We start from the raw sequence: 21,096 nt of genomic DNA on the forward strand, positions 1-21,096 counted from the left end.
AACGATAAAATGAGAAAGCTAGAATTCATATTTACGATAATTTTTGGATGTTTTGCCATAACATTTCAAGCTCAAAATCGAAAGATCAATATCGATTATGACAAAGAATTGGGCGAATTGAATACCATGTTTAAAGAATGTATTGGTGCTGGTAGAGCTAACGAAGGACTTCGTGCAGATTGGCAACAACAATTAGCTGAAATAAAAAAGGACTGTGATTTCAAATACATAAGAATGCATGGTTTGTTGACAGACGATATGGGGGTGTACAGATTAGATGATGAAGGAAATCCACAATACAATTATCAGTATATCGATGCTCTATACGATTACATTTTAGAAATTGGGATGAAACCCTTCGTGGAGATTAGCTTTATGCCAAATTATTTAGCCAGTGGTGATGAGACGATCTTTTGGTGGAAGGGAAATATAACACCTCCTAATGATTATGATAAATGGAAAGATCTGGTAGAGAATCTTTTAAAACATTGGACCGATCGCTATGGAGAAGAAGAGCTGAAAACCTGGTATTTCGAAGTATGGAACGAACCTAACTTAGATGGATTCTGGGCAGGAACACAAGAGGAATATTTCAAATTATATAAGTATACAGCAGAGGCAGTTAAAAATGTTAGTAAAGATTATAGGATTGGAGGTCCGGCCACAGCGGGAAATGCCTGGGTAGATGAGACTATTGAATTTACTGATAAAAATGAGGTGCCTATCGATTATATTTCAACTCATTCTTATGGTGTAAAACAGGGGTATTTAGATGAATTTGGCACTTCTGGTACTATTCTAAATGAAGATGAGTGGAGTGTTAGTGGAGATGTAATTGCTGTACGTAAAAAGATGGATAGTCTTTCTAAAGAAAATTTAGAATTACATTACACCGAATGGAGTTCTTCTTATACTCCTGCAGATCCTATTCACGATAGTTATCATCAGGCAGCTTATATTCTTCAAAAGCTAAAGCAAATTGGTGATGCGGCAAATTCAATGTCCTATTGGGTTTTTACTGATATTTTTGAAGAAGCCGGTCCAAGATTCGAACCGTTTCATGGTGGTTTCGGGCTTATGAACACTCAAGGAATCAAGAAATCAGCTTATTACGCCTATGAATTTCTGAACAAATTAGGTGAAACCGAATTAGTTAATAACGACCAGCAGTCTTATGTAGCCAAAGACGAAAATGGAGATTTTCAAGTACTATTTTGGGATTTCACTTATACGCTTCCAAAAGATTCAGAATTAAACCAAACCTATTATTCGCAACGCCTACCAGCTAAAGAAAAAGGAGAAATTATTCTAGACCTGAAGCATATTCCAAAAGGAAACTATGAAGTGACTAAATATCAGGTAGGATTTCAAAAAAATGATCCTTACACAAGGTATTTAGAAATGGGGGCTCCAAAGCAGTTATCTAAAGATCAGGTAAAAGAACTAAAATCTTTGAGTAGTGGAGAGCCAGAAAATATTAAGACTATATTAATTGATAATACAGGAGCGCATTCGATGAATATTTCCATTCGTGAGAATGACGTTTTTCTTCTTGAATTCAAAAAACTTTAAACACAGATGACCAGCTATATGAAAAAACTAAAAAAAATTCAGCTTGTTTTCGCTATTCTGGGCTTAGGTAGCTTTTGGAATATAAGCGCACAAATTCAAAATAGCCAAACGCTAAATGAGCCGATCGATATTAGCAAGGATTTCGAAAATTATGAAAATACGTTTTACTTTGCCGATGAGCTTGTTTCATTCGACCCTGAAACAGGTAAGGGAACACTTAAATATAAACGTTACGAGTACCAGACCAGGCAGGCATTTAACAATATGCTGATGAAGCCAGATAACGTACCTGCTAATGAATTTCCTGCTACAGAATATGCTGAATCTCCTGAGCTTCCTTTTCAAATTCAGTTTGTTTCAGATAGGACGATACGATTAAAAATGACATCGGGTCCGCAGTTCAATCAGCCTAAGGAATCATTAATGCTGGTTGAAGGTACAGCTCCTAATCATCCAGAATTATGGGATTATACTACTATTGAAGGCGGACATCAATTCAGTAGTGATCATGGAAGGGTAGAGATCATTTCTAATCCATGGCATGTCAATATTTATGACGAGAATGGTAAACTGTTAACAAGCACTTTACATAACTCAGATGTTCAAAATACTTATACGCCTGTACTTCCATTTTCATACGTAAGGCGAAATAGTGACTATTCCCGCAGTTTTAGCCCGGTGTTTAGTTTACAACCTGGAGAAAAGATTTTTGGTTGTGGAGAATCCTTTACTCAATTTAATAAAAGAGGGCAAAAAGTAGTCTTGTATACAGATGATGCCAACGGCGTTCAAAATGAAACGATGTATAAGCCTATACCTTTTTATATGAGTAACCGTGGTTACGGTGTATTTATGCACACCTCTTCACCAATTACCATAGATTTCGGAAAGTATTTTAATGCTGCAAACAAGATGATGCTTGGCGATGATGTTGCAGATCTATTTTTCTTTTTGGGAAATCCCAAAGATATTTTGGATGAATATACCAATTTAACCGGAAAAGCAGCAATGCCACCACTTTGGTCATTCGGATTTTGGATGAGTAGAATTACTTATTTTTCTGAAAAAGAGGGTCGCGAAATTGCAAAGAATCTAAGAGATTATAAGATACCTAGTGATGTTATCCATTTTGATACCGGCTGGTTTGAAGTCGACTGGAGAAACAATTATGAATTTGCAAAAGAACGTTTTGATGATCCTGTAGGAATGATGGCAGATATGAAGGAAGATGGCTTTCATGTTAGCCTTTGGCAATTGCCTTATTTCACACCAAAAAACACGCTTTTTAATGAGATCGTTGATAATGAATATGCGGTAAAAGATCGCAAGGGAAATATTCCTTTTGAAGATGCCGTCCTCGATTTTTCGAATCCTGAAACTGTAGAATGGTATCAGGGGAAACTGAAACATTTATTAGACCAGGGAGTAGGCGTTTTTAAAGTAGATTTTGGTGAAGCAGCACCTTATAACGGAATTTATCATTCTGGAAGAACAGGTTTCTATGAGCATAATCTATTCCCGCTACGCTACAATAAAGCGGTTGCTGAAATTACACAAAAAGAAAAAGGATACACTTTAATTTGGGCAAGAAGTACCTGGGCAGGTAGCCAGCGTTATCCTTTGCATTGGGGAGGCGATGCCGCAACTACCAATACAGCTATGTCTGCTACACTTCGCGGCGGATTATCTTTAGGGCTTAGTGGTTTTAGTTTTTGGAGTCATGATGTTGGAGGTTTCGTAACCAAATCTCCAGAAAATATTTATAGAAGATGGACTCCGTTCGGAATGCTTTCCTCACACGTAAGAAGCCATGGGGAACCACCAACAGAACCTTGGGAATACAGCAAAGAATTCATGAAAGACTTTAGAAAAGCTGATAATATGAGGTATGAGTTGATGCCTTATATCTATGCACAGGCCAAGGAAAGTTCAGAAAAAGGATTACCAATGATGCGCGCCTTATTCGTAGAATTTCCTGATGATAAAGGTTCATGGCTGATCGATGATGAATATCTCTTTGGAGAAAATATGCTTGTCGCCCCATTGTTTGAGGAAGAAAACGTACGCGAAGTTTATTTACCTGAAGGAACCTGGATAGACTATCAAACGCATAAAGTATACGAAAAAGGTTGGCATACCATCGAGGCAGGAGAAATTCCTATTATCGCCTTAGTTAAGAATGGTACCCTTATACCGCATATTAAACTAGCGCAGTCTACTCGGGATATGGATTGGACAAAACTGGAACTTCAGGTTTTTGCAGACTCAAATACAAATACCGCAAGTGGTAAGGTTTACCTTCCCGACGGTGAAAAAGTTATAAAAATTTCAGTCAAAAAAGAAGGAAAAGAATTTCAGTTAAACGACAATCCATTAAACGGTAAAACAAGTTTTAAAATCGAAACTGCCGGAAAATAAAATTGAACTCCAAATTATAGAATTTCGGGATTCTTTATTTGGAATCCCGCATCAATTCGAATATAAATCAACTTTAAAAATATGTATAAGAAAATACCCCTTTTAGTAGCTATGCAACTGCTAATTTTCAGTTGTTCTCCTGAAAAAGAGTCAGAGTCCTATACTTTAAGTTCTCCTGAAGGAAAAAATAGTATTGAATTTGACATTAACGGAGGTTCCCCACAATATTCCGTAAATCATGGAGATACCAAAGTGATCTTGCCATCAAACATGGGGTTTGTCTTTAAAAATAAGGATACTCTTCAAAACGGATTGGAAGTAATTAATATTGAAGAATCATCTGAAGACTCCACCTGGGAGCAGGTTTGGGGAGAAAAAAAAGAGATTAGAAATAACTATAATCAGCTTACAATTCATTTAAAAGAGAAAACAAATAATGAACGAAAGTTAGATATCCAATTTAGAGCCTATGATTATGGAATCGCATTTAGATATGTTTTTCCAGAACAGGGAATTAAGGATAGTATTTTCATTATGGACGAGCTTACCACTTTTAATCTTGCAGAAGATGGTAAAGCCTGGTGGATTCCAGCTTATGATGAACAACGTTATGAAAACCTTTTTACTGCTTCCCCTGTTAGCACGTTGGATACCGTGCATACTCCATTAACTATTGAAAGTAATGATGGATTAGCGATAAGCTTTCATGAAGCTAATTTAGTAGATTTTGCCAGTACGACTTTAGCTCATACCAATGGCACGACTTTAAAAACAGATTTAGTGCCTTGGGCTGATGGTGTAAAAGTTAGAACCGTTGATACTTTTACTACACCATGGAGAACATTACAAATAGGAGATAAACCTACAGATTTAATCACCTCTTATCTAATTTTAAATTTAAATGAGCCCAATAAGCTTGAAGATACCAGTTGGATCAAGACATTTAAATACTTAGGTATTTGGTGGGGAATGCACATAGGAAAATACACTTTTTGGGAAGGTGATAAACAAGGTGCAACTACAAAAAATGCCCGGAAATATATCGATTATGCCAATGATTTAGGCATAGATTATTTATTGATTGAAGGTTGGAACAAGGGATGGACACCTGCATGGTACGAGAACGCTATGCACCAGTTCAGCTTTACTGAAGAAGCAGATAATTTCAGCTTGAAAGAAGTTACAGATTACGCAGCGGAAAATGATGTTGAAATCGTAGGATATCACGAAACAGGTTCCAATCTTCATAATTACTTGAAACAAATTGATTCGGCTTTTGCACTTTATAAAAAGCGAGGAATAAATACCGTGAAAATTGGGCAGGTAGGTTCTAAATTAAATATGAAGGAATGGCATCATGGTCAATTCGGTGTAAATTATTACAGGTATGTCGTTAAAAAAGCAGCAGAATATGGATTAGAAATCTATTTCCACGAGCCCATTAAGGATACCGGTGAGCGTAGAACTTATCCTAATATGATGGCAAGGGAAGGAGCAAGAGGTCAGGAATATAATGCATGGAGTGAAGGAAATCCTCCAGATTATACCGCAACCTTACCTTTTACAAGATTACTGGCTGGCCCAATGGATTTCACTCCGGCTGTTTTTGATGTAGAAGTAAAAGAAGGATATCCCGGTAAACGAGTTCATACTACCACTGCAAAACAACTTGCTTTAATGGTTGTACTATATTCTCCTTTACAAATGTTAGCAGACCTTCCAGAAAATTATGTAGATAAACCAGCATTTCAATTTCTGAAGGATGTTCCTACAGATTGGGAAGATACTAAGGTGCTAAATGGAGAAATAGGGAAATATATTACGACGGTAAGAAAAGATATTGAAAGTGAAGACTGGTACCTGGGGGCTATTACTAACGAAAAAGCTAGAGATATCAATATTCAATTAGACTTTTTGGATGATGGAGCAACATATGAAGCTCAAATCTATGCAGATGCGCCGGGAACAGGTCACGAAAATAATCCAACAGCCGTAGATATTTCTAAAAAAGAAGTTACCGCTACAGAATCACTTAGTCTTTTGCTAGGAGAAAGTGGAGGCGCTGCTATACGTTTCAAGAAATTATAAATATGAATGTATGCAATTAAGTTGCACTAAAATATATTTAGTCCTATTACTGCTTGTTTCTAATGTTCAGTTCAATCATGCTCAGGAAACAAATAAAGCAGCTTTTAAATCCAGCAAATTATCTGTAGAGGAGCGCATTGATAATTTATTGAACTCAATGACCTTAGAGGAAAAGGTAAATGCTCTGAGTACTAATCCTGAAGTGCCACGTTTGGGTGTTGAAGGAACAGGCCATGTGGAAGGTTTACATGGGGTAGCGCTTGGTGGTCCTGCAGAATGGGGAGGAAAAGACAGGCCGCCACTACCCACAACCACCTTTCCGCAGGCTTATGGACTGGGAGAAACCTGGGATACTAATTTAATAGAACGAGTAGCAAGAGCAGAAGGAAAGGAAGCGAGGTTTGCTAAACAATTTTTTAATCGTGGTGCTTTAGTGGTAAGAGCTCCCAATGCAGATCTTGCTAGAGATCCTAGATGGGGAAGAACTGAAGAAAGCTTTGGTGAAGATCCATTTCTAACAGGATCTTTAACTGTGGCATTCGCAAAAGGGCTGCAATCTGAAAAAAATGGATATTGGCAGACTGCCTCACTAATGAAACATTTTTTGGCAAATTCTAATGAAGATGGAAGAACCTATACATCTTCAGAATTTGATGAACGATTGATGCATGAGTATTATGCTGTACCCTTCAGAAAGGGAATAACCAGAGGTGGAAGCAATGCATATATGGCAGCTTATAATAAGATAAATGGAGTTCCTGCTATGGTGCATTCTGTTCTTAAAGAGCTTAGCCAAAAGACTTGGGGACAAAATGGAATTATTTGTACAGATGGGGGTGCTTTCAAATTATTGCTTTCAGATCATAAATATTATGAAGATAAATATAAAGCAGCGGCAGCAGCTATTAAAGCCGGGATTAGTCAGTTTTTAGATGAATATTCTGAAGCTGTTTATGGTGCTTTGGCTTATGGTTATTTAACAGAGAAAGATCTGGATAAGGTACTTAGAGGGAATTATCGTGTTATGATCAAACTAGGTTTGTTGGATCACGATCAAAGTCAAAATCCATATGCAAAAATAGGTATAGGTGAAGATAGCATAGCTCCCTGGAAAACGAAGGAACATCGTCAATTAGCTCTAGAAGCTACTAGAAAATCTATTGTGTTATTGAAAAATGATCCAGAAAAAGAGCTTTTACCCTTAAATGAAAATGAGATCACTAAAATCGCAATTATTGGTAGTAAAGCAGATAAAGTTTTATTGGATTGGTATAGCGGTACTCCTCCTTACACCATTTCAGTCCTACAAGCTTTAAAAGACCGATTAAAAAAAAAAGTAGAACTAACCTACGCGAAAAATAATGCTGATGGAAAAGCAATAAAGATTGCAAGTGAAGCAGATGTAGCCCTTGTTATTGTTGGAAACGATCCAACATGTGGCGCTGGTTGGGCAGATTGCCCTGTGGCTGGTGAAGGTAAAGAAGCCGTAGATCGCCAATCATTGCAATTGCAGGAAGAAGACCTTATAAGATTGGTCTATAAAGCAAATTCGAATACAGTCGTAGGACTAATTAGTAGTTTTCCTTATGCGATTAACTGGACGCAGGAGAATGTACCTTCAATTTTACATCTAACTCAGAATTCTCAGGAATTAGGGACCGCCTTTACCGATGTTCTATTCGGCGATTACAATCCTGCTGGAAGATTAACACAAACCTGGGTAAAAGATATTACTGATCTTCCTCCGTTGATGGATTACAACATAAGAAATGGACGTACTTACCGCTATTTTGAAGGAGAACCTTTGTACGTTTTTGGTCACGGACTAAGCTACTCTAATTTTGAATATAAAAACCTTCAAATTTCAAGAGAAACTTTAAGTGAGGTAGAAACTATTTATATAAACTTTCAATTAACAAATAAAAGCGATAGGCAAGGAGAAGAAGTTGCTCAATTGTATATCTCTCATCTAAATTCAGCAATAGATCGGCCTTTAAAAGAACTTAAAGCCTTCCGAAGAATAGATCTTAGACCTGGCGAAACTAAAAAGATTACATTGAGTCTTAAGGCCGAAGATCTGGAGTATTGGAATACAAAAAGCAATTCATTTCAGCTGGAAAAAGATCAAATTGAAATTCAGATAGGAAGTGCTTCCAATCGGATTTACTTAACCAAACCTCTCAACATAAAAAAATAATCTAAAGATGAATATCAGATCAAAAATAGTATCCTTAGCATGCCTGATACTTATTATTGGGCTTAGCTCCTGTAAAAAAGAAAAGCAGTCTGAAATCGATAATATTGGCCAAAATACCAAGCAGAAAATCTATAAAGGCAAACCAATCTCTAAAGATTTTGATAGCAAGATCGATAGCCTTATTGCTGAAATGACTTTAGAAGAAAAAACAGGCTTACTGCATGGTAATAGCATGTTCGCTACTAAAGCTGTGGAGCGTTTGGGAATTCCTGAATTAAAAATGGCCGATGGGCCTTTGGGAGTAAGAGAAGAGTTAGAAAAAGATTCATGGGCACCTTTAGGATTAGAGGACGATTATGCCACGTATTACCCGGCAGGAGCAGGATTGTCTGCTACCTGGAACCCTAATCTAGCTTATACTTTTGGAAACAGTGTAGGGGAAGAAACAAGAGCTAGAGGTAAAGATGTTTTGCTTTCTCCCGCTATTAATATTATTAGAACTCCGTTAGGAGGAAGAACTTACGAATACTTTACAGAAGATCCTTTTCTAAACAAAAAACTGGCAGTTCCTTTTGTGGTAGGTATTCAGGATAATGATGTTGCAGCATGCGTAAAGCATTTTGCAGCGAACAATCAGGAAACGCACCGTGATTATGTGAACGTTAAAATTGCCGAACGTCCTTTGCGCGAAATTTACCTACCTGCTTTTGAAGCTACAGTAAAAGAAGCGCATGCTTATGCAATGATGGGCGCTTATAACAAGTTTCGAGGAGAATATTTATGTGAAAATGATTTTATGCTGAATCAACTACTAAAAGAAGAATGGGGGTTTGAAGGAGTTGTAATTTCAGATTGGGCTGCAGTTCATAGTTCTGTAAATTCTTTAAAAAGCGGACTTGATATTGAAATGGGAACTCCTAAAGATTTTGATGAATACTTTTTGGCACAGCCACTTATTGATTCAGCTAAAGCAGGAAAAATTTCAGAAACAGAAATTGATAAGCATGTAAAACGAGTTTTGCGAGTAATGTACTCTGTAAAAAGTATGGGTTCAGGCGATCGTAAGGAAGGAAGTATTAGCACTGAAGCGCATTTTAAAGATGCTTACAATATTGCTGCAGAATCTGTAGTGTTGCTAAAGAATGATAAAAATTTACTGCCTTTGGATGCCAGTGGAATAAAAAGTCTTGCTGTAATTGGCAATAATGCCACTAAGAAAAATGCACTCGGTGGATTTGGCGCGGGAGTTAAAACGAAACGAGAGATCACTCCGCTTGAAGGTTTAAAAAACAGACTTCCAGAATCTGTAAATATCAAATTTGCTCAAGGTTATGAAGAAAGATATTCTAAGACTGAAAAAGCCAAACTAGGAGATGTTACTCTAAATGGTCCTGTTACTATAGATGAGTTAGACCCAAAACTAGTTGAAGAAGCTGTTGAAGCTGCGAAAAATGCAGATGCGGCAATTATTTTTGCAGGATCTAATCGAGATTATGAAACTGAAGCATCAGATAGAGCAAGTTTAGAATTACCATTTGGCCAGGAAGAACTTATCAAAAAAGTATTAGAAGCGAACCCTAATACGATCGTAGTGATGATCGCGGGAGCTCCTTATGAAATAGATGAAATTAGTGAGAAGTCCTCTGCTTTAGTATGGAGTTGGTTTAATGGCTCAGAAGGAGGTAATGCTTTAGCAGATGTTCTTTTAGGTGATGTAAATCCTTCAGGAAAACTTCCCTGGACGATGCCTAAAAAACTTGAAGATTCTCCCGCCCATGCGACTAATAGCTTTCCAGGAGATAAAACGGTTAGTTATGATGAAGGAATTTTGGTTGGATATCGATGGTTTGACACAAAGAACATAGAACCATTGTATCCTTTTGGTTATGGCCTGTCTTACACTGATTTTGCAATTTCTGAAGCAAAAACGAATAAGAAAACTTTTACGGATAATGATACTATAAAATTAAATCTGAAAGTCAGCAATATCGGTGAATTTGAAGGGAAAGAGGTGATACAAGTCTACGCATCCAAACCTAATAGTAAAGTAGAAAGAGCTGATAAAGAACTAAAAGCTTTTAAAAAGATTGAAGTGAATACAGGCGAATCTGTTTCAGTTGATATTGAATTACCGATAAAAGAATTGGCTTATTACAAGGTTTCTTCTAAACAATGGGTGGTAGAACCCGGAACATACCAATTGAAATTAGGAAATAGTTCTAGAAATATTATGAGCGAGCTAGAAATCCAAATTCAGGAATAATGAAAATTAATAAACTTACATATCTCTTAATTATTCTATTTGTTTCTATGATATCCTGTAAGCAACAGGGAAAAAGTGATTTGGCTACAACAAAAAAACAAAAGTATGTAGCGAATTGGGATTCTCTTGCTAAATACGAGGAAACAGCAAACTGGTTTAAAGAAGCTAAGTTTGGTATCTATGCGCATTGGGGTGTTTTATCGGTGCCTGCCTATGCCAACGACTGGTATCCCAGAAATATGCATATAAAGGGCAGTAAAGAATATCAGCATCATGTAAAGACTTATGGTGAACCTTCAGAATTTGGCTATCACGATTTTGTGCCAATGTTTAAAGCTGAAAAATTCAATGCCGAGGACTGGGCAAGTTTATTTCAACGATCGGGAGCAAAATTTGCGGGTATCGTTGCAGAGCATCATGATGGATGGAGTAATTGGGACAGTAAAACCAACCCGTGGAATTCTGTAGATATGGGGCCCCATCGTGACATTGTTTGCGAGTTAGAAAAAGCTATTCATGAAAAAGGGATGAAATTTGTAACCTCATTTCATAAAGCAAGAACATTACAGGTATTTCAAAAGGATTCTTCAAAATGGCTAGATGATACTTCTTATTTTCCTTATGATCCAGATATGCCAACTTCCTCATCAGACTCTTTATTAAGTATTTTGTATGGTAATATTCCGAAGGAAAAATTTTACGAAAACTGGCTTTCAGAATTACATGAAGTAATACATCAATATGGCCCAGACCTTATTTATTTCGACAGTAAGCTGGATAAAATTCCAGATTCTATAAAAGCAAAATTTGTAGCAGATTATTTTAATTATGCTGAAGAAAATGATAAAGAGGTCGTTATAACCCATAAAGAAGGTGAGCTACCAAAATCTGTTAGTCTTGAAGATCTTGAAAAAGGAAGAATGAATACCAAAACCGAAGAATATTGGCTTACTGATGAAACAGTATCTGTAGGTAGCTGGAGTTACACAAATGATCTGGGACTTAAAACAGCCGACGAAATTATAGATGTTTTAGTAGATATTGTAAGTAAAAACGGAGCTCTTATGCTCAACGTCTCTCCCAAAGCAAATGGTATTATCCCTGAAGATCAGCAAAAGGTGTTGTTAGAAATAGGAAAATGGCTAGAAATTAATGGAGAAGCCATTTATAGTACAACTACCTGGAAAGTATTTGGAGAAGGCCCTACGAAACAAGAAAAATCTGGGATGTTTTTAGATAAAATAACCTATACGCCCCAAGATATTCGTTATACGCAAAAAGGAAACAATATCTACGTTATTTTTCTTGGTTGGCCCGGAGAGAGTAAAGAAATTTTGCTAAAATCTTTTTCCAATAATCAATTTTCGATAACTGAGGTAGAGTTTTTAGGGAGTGATGAAAAAGCAAATTATGAGTTAAAAGCTGAGGGTTTAAGCATTTTAACTCCTTCCGAAATTGTTGATGAAAATGCGTGGGTAATAAAAATAACTACCAGTGAGAACTAATAAATAGTAAACCAATGACCAGATACTAAAATCTGGTTATTGGTTTTAACCTAAACCTAAAATTTTATTTATGCAATTACTAAAATTACCATTGAGTTTTTTAATGATGCTTTTCGTTTTTTTGACGATATCATGCTCAGAAGATGAGGAAGTTATAGCTTCCAAAAACTTAGAATTTTCTGTCTATCCTAACGAAATCGATTTCGGTGCTTCAGGAGGAAATAATATTCTAAATATTAATAGCAGTGAACCCTGGACTATCGAGGGTGAAGGCAGTTGGATCGATCTTTCTGAAATTGCCTCGGAAGGAAGTGATAAGATCAATATTATGGCTTCAGCAAATCAGGATACTATTGCTCGATCTACTATGATCACAATAAATTCTGGTGATCAATCTTATGAAGTAAACATTTCTCAGGCAGGAATGATTCCTGAACCATCAGATGAAATTGTATTTGCTATAGAGCCAGATAGTACAAATATGGGCGATCTAAGCGCGGTGCAGTTTGCAACCCAAATGGATATAGGCTGGAATTTAGGAAATTCCCTTGAAGCTATCGGTGGAGAAACAGCATGGGGTAATCCTATGGTTACTCAGCGATTAATAGACTCGGTTAAAGCAGCAGGTTTCGATGCGATTAGAATTCCCGTTGCCTGGAGTAAATTTTCAGACGCCGAAAACTATGTAATTCAGCAAGATTGGATAAATAGAGTAGAAGAAGTTGTAAACTACGTTTTGTCGAACGATATGTATGCTATTGTAAACATTCACTGGGATGGTGGATGGATGCAACCCACTTATGAAGAGCAGGATGAAGTTAATACTCGTTTAGATACTATGTGGACTCAAATAGCTACCAATTTTAGAGATTATGGCCCAAAATTATTATTTGCCGGAACTAACGAAGTAATGGTAGAAGGTAACTATGATACGCCTACAGAAGAGTACTATAGTGTTCAAAATAGTTTTAATCAGACTTTTGTTGATGCTGTTCGATCTACAGGAGGAAAGAATTTTTATAGATATTTAGTTGTTCAAGGATTTAATACCAATATTAATCATACTGTAAATTTTGCTGAAATTCCCGAGGATGTAGTCGATCAAAGATTAATGATGGAAGTTCACTATTATGATCCCTATAATTTCGCTCTAAATGCAGATAGCGATCTAACACAATGGGGATCTATAGCTACTGATCCTTCTAAAACTGAAGATTGGGCTAATGAAAGTTATGTCGATGATCAATTTCAAAAAATGAAAATCAACTTTATAGATGAAGGTATAGCTGTTATTCTGGGAGAATATGGAGCAATAGCCAGAACAAACATAGCTGAGCACGAGAAGTATAGAGAATATTATTTGGATTATGTAACCGAATCTGCTCAGTCTGCTGGTCTAGTACCTTTTTATTGGGATAATGGAGATCAGGGACAAAACGGTTTTGCCATTTTTGAGCGATCTACGGGCGAAATTCTATATCCAGAATTGGTTAAAGCTCTTACAGGAAACGATAATTAATTTATACGTTTAGTTTTTTTGTTAATTTGATTAGGGAAATCTTTTTTGGATTTCCCTTTTTTAATTTTGGCCCTAAAACAACAAAACCCCGCTAAAAGCGAGGTTTGATGTTGTGATCGCGACAGGATTCGAACCTGTGACCGTCTGCTTAGAAGGCAGATGCTCTATCCAGCTGAGCTACGCGACCATTTTTGCGGTTGCAAATATAATCTCTTTTTGTTTTAAAACAAGGCTTTTTTTAAGAAAAATGAGTTTTTATTTTTTATTAATTTTTTAAATGCTGATAAGCAATAGTTTAGTGTTTTTTGAACTTTCAAAAAAAATATAAATAGCAGCAGTCATGAGATACCTGCCGTCTTAAAGTTTTTACTTATTTTTAACCTCAATTTTAATCCTAACAATTAATTAAAATGCTCAATTACCCAATCAAATTTACACCTATCCTAAAAGAAAAAATTTGGGGAGGTGAAAAATTAGTAAGCATCTTAAATAAAGAATCAGATGCAAAAAATCTAGGCGAAAGCTGGGAAATCTCTGGTGTTAAAGGAGATATCTCTGTTGTAGAAAATGGAGCACTTAAAGGAAAGACCTTAAACGAACTTTTAGAAGAATATAAGGGTAAGTTTTTGGGAGAGAAGATCTATGCCGATTTTGGAGCTGAATTTCCACTGCTTATAAAATATATCGATGCTAAAACAGCACTTTCTGTACAATTGCATCCTCATGATGATCTTGCCAAAGAGCGCCACAATAGCTTTGGGAAAACTGAAATGTGGTTTATTATGCAAGCTGATGAAAATGCAGACATCAATGTTGGCTTTAAAGAGACTATTACCAAAGAAGATTATATAAAACACCTTGAAGAAGGCAAGATCACTGAGGTCTTAAATTTTGAGCAGGTAAAAAAAGGCGACAGTTTTTTTATCAATACCGGGAAAGTCCATGCCATTGGAGCCGGAGTCCTTTTAGCTGAAATTCAGCAAACTTCAGATATTACCTATAGAATTTATGACTGGGATCGTGTAGACGACCAGGGAAATTCACGTGAATTGCATACTGCACTCGCTATCGATGCGATAGATTTCGAGAAGAAAGATGATTTTAAAATGGAGTATGAAAAAACTCCCAATCAGTCTTCTAATATTGCAGATTGTGAATATTTTACCACCAACTATTTACCGGTAAAAGGAAGTATTACCAAAGATTATTCGGCTATAGATAGTTTTATTATTTATATGGCGGTAAGCGGTAAAGCTACAGTTAGTGTGGCTGGTAATACCGAAGAAATAGAGCAGGGGCAAACTCTTCTAATTCCTGCTGAAAATAAAGAAGTAGAAATTAGCTCTGACGATTGTGAACTTCTTGAAGTGTCTGTAACTCGATAGTGTTTAGACTTCAATAAAACATAGAATAAAAAAGCCGGTTTAACCGGCTTTTTTTATCTTGAAATGTTCGTTATTCAATTTCAATTCTTAAAGAATCCTTTCCTCTAAGATGAATTCGATCATACTCCCAAATTTCAGCGTTTCGATGCGCCATTACATCCATAACGCCATTTTCCTTTGTACCTTTAAACTTAAAAGTAAGCTCAACTTTTTTGTGATCTTCGCTATACTGAACGTCTCCATTCAACAGTGATAAATTATCTTTCAAACTAATCTTTCCGAAGATATTAAAAACCTCCTCATTTTTATTGGCTAAGGCCATAGCATCTTTATGCAACGCATCATCGGCGTAAACTTCAGTAAAATTTGAAATGTGTGTACCAAGATTTGTAGTAGAAAATACCAGAATTAGAAGCACACAAATAACTCCCAGGCTAATCAATAACCATTTTTTCATTTATTTATTTTTAGTTCTATTTGCCTCAAAAAGAGCCCTAACTTCAGGTTTCTGAATTTCAATGATCGTTAATATACCAAGCACGATCCCTAACACTCCGGTTAAGCAATTTATTATCGATATTACGATGATAAAAGTAGCGCTTCTACGTTCACCAATATATTTCGCAGCTAAAAACGTAAGTACAGCCATAACAATAGCAAAGAGTATAAATATACTTCCAAAGATTACCAATATAATGCTTATGATATTAAATGGCGTATAGCCGGGAAAATCAGTCATTGTTGGAGCTGGAATTATAAAACCCATTACCACATACACTAATCCAACTAAACTAATAAGTAAATTTAGAACACCTTTAATTATGAATAATATTCTATAGGTATCTAAATTTCTTCCTGGCGCGACTTTTGCTGTTTCCATTTTATTGATCGATGCTTAGATTAGCAATTTACTAATAATAGTGAAGCTTTATGCGATCACGAGCAAATGTATTTTCAGAAATTATGACTATTTTTAAGAATGCTCATAAAAAGTAAAGGATGGAAAATAGTAAGGAAAAACTTTTAGTACAGTTTAATAAAGCATTTGCCAATTGTGATAGTCAGTTTATTCTAGAGCAGGTGACCGATAGTTTTCAATGGATCATGATTGGGAAGAAAGAAGTTAAAGGTAAAGAGGAATTTGCTGAAACACTAAAGGAAATGGAAGGTTACGAAACCAGCGAGCTCGAGATCGTAGATGTGATCACACATGGTAAAAAAGGATGTGTAAATGGAAATATGAAAATGAAGAGTCCTAAGGGTGATCTTATTAGTTTTTCATTTTGTGATGTGTATGAGTTTGAAAATTCAGAAGATTTAAAGATCAGCCGAATGACCTCTTATGTTGTAGATCGCTAAATTTTTTCTGCGGAAAAAAATAAATATGACAGAATAATAAAAAACTAAAATTTATATAAATAACTACTACTACTATGAAAAAAGTGATTATCCCAATGTGTGCTTTGGTCGCCATGTCTTTTACCACTATTCCGGAAGCTGATGTTTCTAAAGAAGTGATTTCTGAAGTATCCGTTAAGGAAACCATTAAGGTAGAACTAAAAGAGTATTTTAAAAAGACCAGGGAAACATTAGAAGATAATATCGAAGGACTTTCTGATAAACAGCTAAGTTTTAAACCTTCACCAAACGTATGGTCGGTTAGCCAGTGTTTAGAGCACATCATTAAAACCGAAGAAATGTTGTTTGAAATGACCAAAAATGCGTTAGCAGGTGAGCCTAATCCAGAGCGAAAAGACGAAGTGAAAATGAGCGACGAAGATATTATCGCGGGTATTACCGATAGATCGAGTAAAGCACAGGCAAGCGAATCTTTAATGCCTAACGGAACCTACGAATCTCCTGAAGCGGCTTTAGAAGCTTTTGATGAGCAACGTGAGGAAATAATGGACTTTATAGATGATACCTCTGAAGAAGATTTACGCAAATATATCTCAGATTCTCCATTTGGTGCAGTCGATGCTCACCAATCTTTATTGTTTATCGCCGGTCATACCGCAAGACATACCTTACAGATCGAAGAGGTAATGCAAGACGCAAAGTTCCCAAAAAAATAGAAGACTGATTTTCGATAAAATTCATTCAGATTTTACAAAAGCCATTCAACTTTGAGTGGCTTTTTTTAAATGTGAAATTCTTCAGGATACACCACGATCCCACAAATATGCTTTGCCGCATCAGGAACTAATTCCTTCAGCATAAAATTCTTTTTTGGGACTTCAAAAGGAGCCTGAATATCAAAATTTATAGCAGGCTCATATTCAAATCTTGGGTAATACTCTTCATGCCCTAAAACGACCACAAGTTCGTAACCCATTTCTTTAGCTTTTTGATGTACTTCATTTAAAAGCTGAGAGCCAATGCCCTTTGATTGAAATTCTGGCAAAACCGCAACCGGAGCTAAAGCCAGCGCCGGGAATTTATTTTTATCGTTTTGAATGGTGATTTCACTAAGCAGCACATAACCTACGAGCTTTTGATCAACTTCAGCAACCATAGAAAGTTCAGGAATAAAAGCATAGGATTTGCGAAGTCTATCCACAAGAAATTGCTCCTGGTGATCACTATTCGATTCATTTAAAAACGCTGCCTTAATAAGATTAAAGACATCTTCGTGATCCTCGGGTTTTTCCTGCCTAATGTGTACTTCCATCTGTTATAAAAAATAAAAGCAATGTAAGTAAATTTAATCCATCTTACCACTATTCGAGATTAATTATCAAAAGAGATTCATCAGCATTTAATTGCGCGATCTTTTCTGCGGAAGGATTAAATGCAAAACTATTTCCACAACATTTCATTCCGTCCGCCATACCTGTGTTGTTGACAAGCAGCACCGGAATTTTATGTTTTTTTGAAATATACTGAAGTCGATTTTGGGCATTTTCCAATCCTTTTTTATGCTTCGCTACACTGGCTATAAAAAGATCTGGTCTTGCTGAATTGAGGTCTTCTAAATGCTCATCTACAGAAATTTCATAGCAAACAGCCAGTTTGATTGTTTTTTGCTGAAATTGGATAATTGAAGCATTCTTTTTTGGCTGAAAAAACGGAACTTCATCTTCATGCAAATACCGTTTGCAGTAATATTGAATTTCTTTTTCTGGTTGAAAGATCGCCATCGCGATATGTAGGTCATGATCCATTTTTAAAGGTAATCCTAGCAGGATCATCAACTTATATTTTTTGCTGTATTCTTTAAAAATATCAAACCTTGCATCATTTTTTTCAAATGCGAGTTCTTTCGCTAGCCTAGGTTCATAATTGGTTAAAGAAAGCTCAGGAAAAACGACAATATTAGCTTTAGCTTTGGCCGCTTTTGTAATAAAATCGAGGTGTTTTTGAATGTTTACTTCAACTTTTCCCGATTCAGATTTTAGTTGTGCTAAAGCGATCTTCATAGTGATTTTTATTTTTTGATGCTGAATATTTTTCCGTAGCTAAGACACCGCCAGCACCATTCCAACGGACCAAATTTAAAATGTTGAAGCCAAATTTTGCTTAAGATCAATTGAAATATAAAAACACCAATGGCGGTAAAAAAGCATTGAACAAGATTCAGTTTTTGATACATCGAAAATCCAATTCCGTTAAAAATGATCACGCCAATTAAACTTTGAAGAATGTAATTGCTAAGTGCCATTTTTCCCACCGATGCTAATGGTTTTAAAACTCTGGTAAGTTTACCAAAAAACCATAACCAAGCAATAAACCACATATAAAATAAACCAAACAATGTATCGCAGACCATCATTAATTTTAGCCAAACAGGGCCAAAAAAATCGTCCCGATAAATATCGAAATTCGGTAAAATAAAGAGGAAAATTAATCGGTATACATTGGTAAGGATCGCTATCCAAATAAAGGGTTTTTTACTTTTTAGAATAAAGTCTTTTAGTTTTAAAAGTTTTCCAGATCGTACGAAAGATGCACCTAAAAGCATCATAGCGAACGCCATTGGTGCTAAGAAAACAAATAGAACCTGCACATTAGAGAAATATTCCAGGATTCTAAATTTTAAGGCTTCAGTATAACTTCCATTTCTTAAAACTTCAGTTACAGTATCATAATTATAGGTTTTCAAAATATTTTCAGGAGAGAAACCTATCCAGGAAAAGATATATTCAGCAACAATATCATAAAAAGGAAATAACAAAAAATAACAGGCTAAAAGTAATAAACACCTACTGTAAAGCTTGTATAAAATGCTTATTAAAACACCCAAAATCGCATAAAGATGTATCACATCGCCACCCCAAATTAATGTAATATGAAGTATGCCAATAATGAACAAAATAAGCATACGTTTAAGGATAAAAGAACGGCTTTTTTTCTTTAATTTTAGTTTTTCGAGCTGCATGGCAATTCCTAACCCGAACAAAAAGGAAAAAATGGGAAAGAATTTGTTGTAAAAAAACAGCTGCGAAAGTCGTATAATTATAGAATCAAGAGGACCTATCATTTCCTCGTAATACAGATCTTGATTCATAAAAACGGAATTCATGATCTCGATGTTCACCATAAAAATCCCAAACACCGCAAAACCTCTCCATATATCAAGAATTTCGATTCTGTGCGATGTTTTAACCGGACTTAGGTTTGGTTTTTCCATGTTAAACCGATTCCAGTTCGAAAATGGTAATTTCTGGGCGTACATTAAAACGCATTTGTCGCAAACAGCCTAAAGCACGATTAATGTAAAGCATTCTACCATCGTAGAGATCGATAATTCCCGCATCGTAGCGCTTATTTTCTACCGGTAAAATAGGAGCTCTTAAAAATGGTGGTTTACATTGCCCGCCGTGGGTATGCCCACTTAATATCCAACCTTTATAATTATTCCAAACATTTAGATCGCAAACATCTGGATTGTGACATAAGGCGATATTCGCTATTTCTGGGTCATATTGTTTTGTGGCTTCTTCTGGATTAAAATTAATTCCCCAATAATCATCGATTCCCAAAAAGTTAAGACCTTCGATCTGGTGAGATTCATTCCGCAGAATTTTAATATTTCGAGATTCTAATTGATCGATGATATTTTGCGCAACATGTTCTTCCTTATATTCAATACCGTAATCATGATTTCCTAAAATCCCTACACTTCCAAATTTTCCGGTAGGGAAATGCGGAATAACTTCAGCCAGTTGTTCTAGATTCTTTGGTTCATGATAAGTTACAAAATCACCGGTGTAGACTACAAAATCTGGATGAAACGCCTGCGCTTCTAAAAATGAATCAATAATGTACTGGAAGTCGAAAAAGTCACCAATATGCACATCACTTATTTGCATCAAAGTTTTGCCATTTAGATGTTTAGGTAAATTTTTTACGGGCATTTTATGCTTTACAAATTCTAACCAAAAAGGCTCTACCTGCCAGGCGTAGATTCCGGGAATTGCAGAAATTCCGCCCAGCACCGCTAATCCTTTTAAAAACTTTTTTCGGTTCATGTAAATTATTTTAAGCTCATAATGGCAATTTTTATAATTAAAATGAATGCTTTTTTACGCAACCTTTTAGAACAAATAACATCTAAAGAATAAACGATTTCAGAAGAGGATGAGTCATTCAATTTCTATTATTCAGTAAATATAAACAAATGAAAAAACTATACATTTTATTTTTATTACTTAGCTTTTTATCCTGTAGTAATGATGATGATAACGGCAACGAAGATTGCGATCCAGAAATGAATGTTGGTTTTTTCCTAGAAAATAGCTCCATCGCTGTTTCAGAATCAGATCCTGTGCAGTACGCTATAGAGGATGGGGAAGATCTTGTATTTATTTATTCATTTATTGGTGCTCAGTGTGATCATATTGCAGACGATGAATATGGAGAAAATGGGATTTTTCAAATTGATCCTGAAATCGACGAGTTTAGTTATGAAGATGAAGAACTTTCAGAAATAAAAGCGCATTTCAAGCCGGTTAGTGCATGGATTTCTCGTGTTGCTATCCCGATTGAGAACGGAGTGATATCTGGAGAACGTTTAAATTCGACTCTTTATCATGTGCATATAGATGTGAATGTGGAACTTGGAAATGATGAGATTCGTGAGATTTCTTACGAAGCCGATTTCCAGGTGCAAACCATAGAATAGTGAAGGACAATCCTATTTCATTTCT

At 35.9% G+C, this 21,096-nt stretch carries 17 protein-coding genes and 1 tRNA gene; 11 read left to right on the forward strand and 7 right to left on the reverse strand.

Features of this window, described 5'->3' with window-relative positions:
• Positions 1-9: 9 nt before the first annotated feature.
• The 7 genes from INR75_RS13795 to INR75_RS13825 all read left to right on the forward strand — a co-directional run bounded on the left by INR75_RS13795 (position 10) and on the right by INR75_RS13825 (position 13,562).
• On the forward strand, positions 10-1,572 hold the full coding sequence (locus INR75_RS13795; RefSeq protein ID WP_223089228.1) for a glycoside hydrolase: 1,563 nt from the start codon (positions 10-12) through the stop codon (positions 1,570-1,572).
• 18 nt (positions 1,573-1,590) lie between these two features.
• Positions 1,591-3,990: an alpha-xylosidase gene (locus INR75_RS13800; RefSeq protein ID WP_255584552.1), complete on the forward strand. Its 2,400-nt coding sequence runs from the start codon at positions 1,591-1,593 to the stop codon at positions 3,988-3,990.
• 81 nt (positions 3,991-4,071) lie between these two features.
• Positions 4,072-6,078 carry a glycoside hydrolase family 97 protein gene (locus INR75_RS13805; RefSeq protein WP_223089230.1) on the forward strand — a complete coding sequence of 669 codons (2,007 nt, stop codon included), beginning with the start codon at positions 4,072-4,074 and terminating at the stop codon, positions 6,076-6,078.
• Between the two features lie 10 nt (positions 6,079-6,088).
• Positions 6,089-8,275 carry a glycoside hydrolase family 3 C-terminal domain-containing protein gene (locus INR75_RS13810; protein ID WP_223089231.1) on the forward strand — a complete coding sequence of 729 codons (2,187 nt, stop codon included), beginning with the start codon at positions 6,089-6,091 and terminating at the stop codon, positions 8,273-8,275.
• A gap of 7 nt (positions 8,276-8,282) precedes the next feature.
• Entirely contained in the window at positions 8,283-10,538 is a 2,256-nt protein-coding gene (locus tag INR75_RS13815; RefSeq protein ID WP_255584553.1) for a glycoside hydrolase family 3 C-terminal domain-containing protein, read from the forward strand.
• Positions 10,538-12,043, forward strand: a complete 1,506-nt coding sequence (locus INR75_RS13820; protein WP_255584554.1) for an alpha-L-fucosidase — start codon at positions 10,538-10,540, stop codon at positions 12,041-12,043. Before INR75_RS13815 ends, INR75_RS13820 begins: the two co-directional genes overlap by 1 nt.
• Before the next feature lie 70 nt (positions 12,044-12,113).
• The gene (locus INR75_RS13825) at positions 12,114-13,562 is read left to right on the forward strand and encodes a cellulase family glycosylhydrolase (protein WP_223089232.1); all 1,449 of its coding nucleotides are present in this window, start codon (positions 12,114-12,116) and stop codon (positions 13,560-13,562) included.
• A gap of 113 nt (positions 13,563-13,675) precedes the next feature.
• On the opposite strand, the gene INR75_RS13830 is transcribed toward INR75_RS13825, so the two are convergent.
• Positions 13,676-13,749: transfer RNA gene (locus INR75_RS13830), tRNA-Arg, on the reverse strand.
• A gap of 223 nt (positions 13,750-13,972) precedes the next feature.
• Here INR75_RS13830 and INR75_RS13835 point away from each other — a divergent pair.
• Entirely contained in the window at positions 13,973-14,947 is a 975-nt protein-coding gene (locus INR75_RS13835) for a type I phosphomannose isomerase catalytic subunit (protein WP_223089233.1), read from the forward strand.
• A 70-nt stretch (positions 14,948-15,017) separates the two neighbouring features.
• On the opposite strand, the gene INR75_RS13840 is transcribed toward INR75_RS13835, so the two are convergent.
• Both INR75_RS13840 and INR75_RS13845 read right to left on the reverse strand, forming a co-directional pair.
• A complete protein-coding gene (locus INR75_RS13840) occupies positions 15,018-15,404 on the reverse strand; it encodes a cytochrome c oxidase assembly factor Coa1 family protein (protein ID WP_223089234.1) in 387 nt (128 codons plus the stop codon).
• Positions 15,405-15,827 carry a hypothetical protein gene (locus INR75_RS13845; protein ID WP_223089235.1) on the reverse strand — a complete coding sequence of 141 codons (423 nt, stop codon included), beginning with the start codon at positions 15,825-15,827 and terminating at the stop codon, positions 15,405-15,407. It lies immediately after the preceding gene.
• 119 nt (positions 15,828-15,946) lie between these two features.
• Here INR75_RS13845 and INR75_RS13850 point away from each other — a divergent pair, with 119 nt between their 5' ends.
• Together INR75_RS13850 and INR75_RS13855 are read left to right on the forward strand one after the other, a co-directional pair.
• A complete protein-coding gene (locus tag INR75_RS13850; protein WP_223089236.1) occupies positions 15,947-16,306 on the forward strand; it encodes a nuclear transport factor 2 family protein in 360 nt (119 codons plus the stop codon).
• Positions 16,307-16,380: 74 nt separating this feature from the next.
• Complete coding sequence (locus INR75_RS13855) at positions 16,381-17,022, forward strand: DinB family protein (protein WP_223089237.1); 642 nt, start codon at positions 16,381-16,383, stop codon at positions 17,020-17,022.
• A gap of 65 nt (positions 17,023-17,087) precedes the next feature.
• On the opposite strand, the gene INR75_RS13860 is transcribed toward INR75_RS13855, so the two are convergent.
• The 4 genes from INR75_RS13860 to INR75_RS13875 are packed head-to-tail and all read right to left on the reverse strand — an operon-like array spanning position 17,088 to position 20,418.
• Complete coding sequence (locus INR75_RS13860) at positions 17,088-17,618, reverse strand: GNAT family N-acetyltransferase (protein WP_223089238.1); 531 nt, start codon at positions 17,616-17,618, stop codon at positions 17,088-17,090.
• A gap of 49 nt (positions 17,619-17,667) precedes the next feature.
• Positions 17,668-18,366 carry a carbon-nitrogen hydrolase family protein gene (locus INR75_RS13865; protein ID WP_223089239.1) on the reverse strand — a complete coding sequence of 233 codons (699 nt, stop codon included), beginning with the start codon at positions 18,364-18,366 and terminating at the stop codon, positions 17,668-17,670.
• Positions 18,367-18,374: 8 nt separating this feature from the next.
• Positions 18,375-19,577 carry a DUF418 domain-containing protein gene (locus INR75_RS13870; protein ID WP_223089240.1) on the reverse strand — a complete coding sequence of 401 codons (1,203 nt, stop codon included), beginning with the start codon at positions 19,575-19,577 and terminating at the stop codon, positions 18,375-18,377.
• 1 nt (position 19,578) lies between these two features.
• Positions 19,579-20,418 carry a metallophosphoesterase gene (locus INR75_RS13875; RefSeq protein WP_223089241.1) on the reverse strand — a complete coding sequence of 280 codons (840 nt, stop codon included), beginning with the start codon at positions 20,416-20,418 and terminating at the stop codon, positions 19,579-19,581.
• Between the two features lie 149 nt (positions 20,419-20,567).
• On the opposite strand from INR75_RS13875, the gene INR75_RS13880 reads away from it, so the two are divergent.
• Positions 20,568-21,071, forward strand: a complete 504-nt coding sequence (locus tag INR75_RS13880) for a hypothetical protein (RefSeq protein ID WP_223089242.1) — start codon at positions 20,568-20,570, stop codon at positions 21,069-21,071.
• The last annotated feature ends 25 nt before the right edge of the window (positions 21,072-21,096 follow it).

This window comes from Zunongwangia sp. SCSIO 43204, from assembly GCF_019904275.1.
Lineage (GTDB): Bacteria > Bacteroidota > Bacteroidia > Flavobacteriales > Flavobacteriaceae > Zunongwangia > Zunongwangia mangrovi.

Excerpts from the sequence above, each read along its gene's own strand:
- INR75_RS13865 (WP_223089239.1), bottom strand. The coding sequence starts at position 18,366 with ATGAAGATCGCTTTAGCACAACTAAAATCTGAATCGGGAAAAGTTGAA.
- INR75_RS13855 (WP_223089237.1), top strand. The coding sequence starts at position 16,381 with ATGAAAAAAGTGATTATCCCAATGTGTGCTTTGGTCGCCATGTCTTTT.
- INR75_RS13840 (WP_223089234.1), bottom strand. The coding sequence starts at position 15,404 with ATGAAAAAATGGTTATTGATTAGCCTGGGAGTTATTTGTGTGCTTCTA.
- INR75_RS13850 (WP_223089236.1), top strand. The coding sequence starts at position 15,947 with ATGGAAAATAGTAAGGAAAAACTTTTAGTACAGTTTAATAAAGCATTT.
- INR75_RS13875 (WP_223089241.1), bottom strand. The coding sequence starts at position 20,418 with ATGAACCGAAAAAAGTTTTTAAAAGGATTAGCGGTGCTGGGCGGAATT.
- INR75_RS13800 (WP_255584552.1), top strand. The coding sequence starts at position 1,591 with ATGAAAAAACTAAAAAAAATTCAGCTTGTTTTCGCTATTCTGGGCTTA.
- INR75_RS13860 (WP_223089238.1), bottom strand. The coding sequence starts at position 17,618 with ATGGAAGTACACATTAGGCAGGAAAAACCCGAGGATCACGAAGATGTC.
- INR75_RS13815 (WP_255584553.1), top strand. The coding sequence starts at position 8,283 with ATGAATATCAGATCAAAAATAGTATCCTTAGCATGCCTGATACTTATT.
- INR75_RS13810 (WP_223089231.1), top strand. The coding sequence starts at position 6,089 with ATGCAATTAAGTTGCACTAAAATATATTTAGTCCTATTACTGCTTGTT.
- INR75_RS13795 (WP_223089228.1), top strand. The coding sequence starts at position 10 with ATGAGAAAGCTAGAATTCATATTTACGATAATTTTTGGATGTTTTGCC.
- INR75_RS13825 (WP_223089232.1), top strand. The coding sequence starts at position 12,114 with ATGCAATTACTAAAATTACCATTGAGTTTTTTAATGATGCTTTTCGTT.
- INR75_RS13805 (WP_223089230.1), top strand. The coding sequence starts at position 4,072 with ATGTATAAGAAAATACCCCTTTTAGTAGCTATGCAACTGCTAATTTTC.
- INR75_RS13835 (WP_223089233.1), top strand. The coding sequence starts at position 13,973 with ATGCTCAATTACCCAATCAAATTTACACCTATCCTAAAAGAAAAAATT.
- INR75_RS13880 (WP_223089242.1), top strand. The coding sequence starts at position 20,568 with ATGAAAAAACTATACATTTTATTTTTATTACTTAGCTTTTTATCCTGT.
- INR75_RS13820 (WP_255584554.1), top strand. The coding sequence starts at position 10,538 with ATGAAAATTAATAAACTTACATATCTCTTAATTATTCTATTTGTTTCT.
- INR75_RS13845 (WP_223089235.1), bottom strand. The coding sequence starts at position 15,827 with ATGGAAACAGCAAAAGTCGCGCCAGGAAGAAATTTAGATACCTATAGA.
- INR75_RS13870 (WP_223089240.1), bottom strand. The coding sequence starts at position 19,577 with ATGGAAAAACCAAACCTAAGTCCGGTTAAAACATCGCACAGAATCGAA.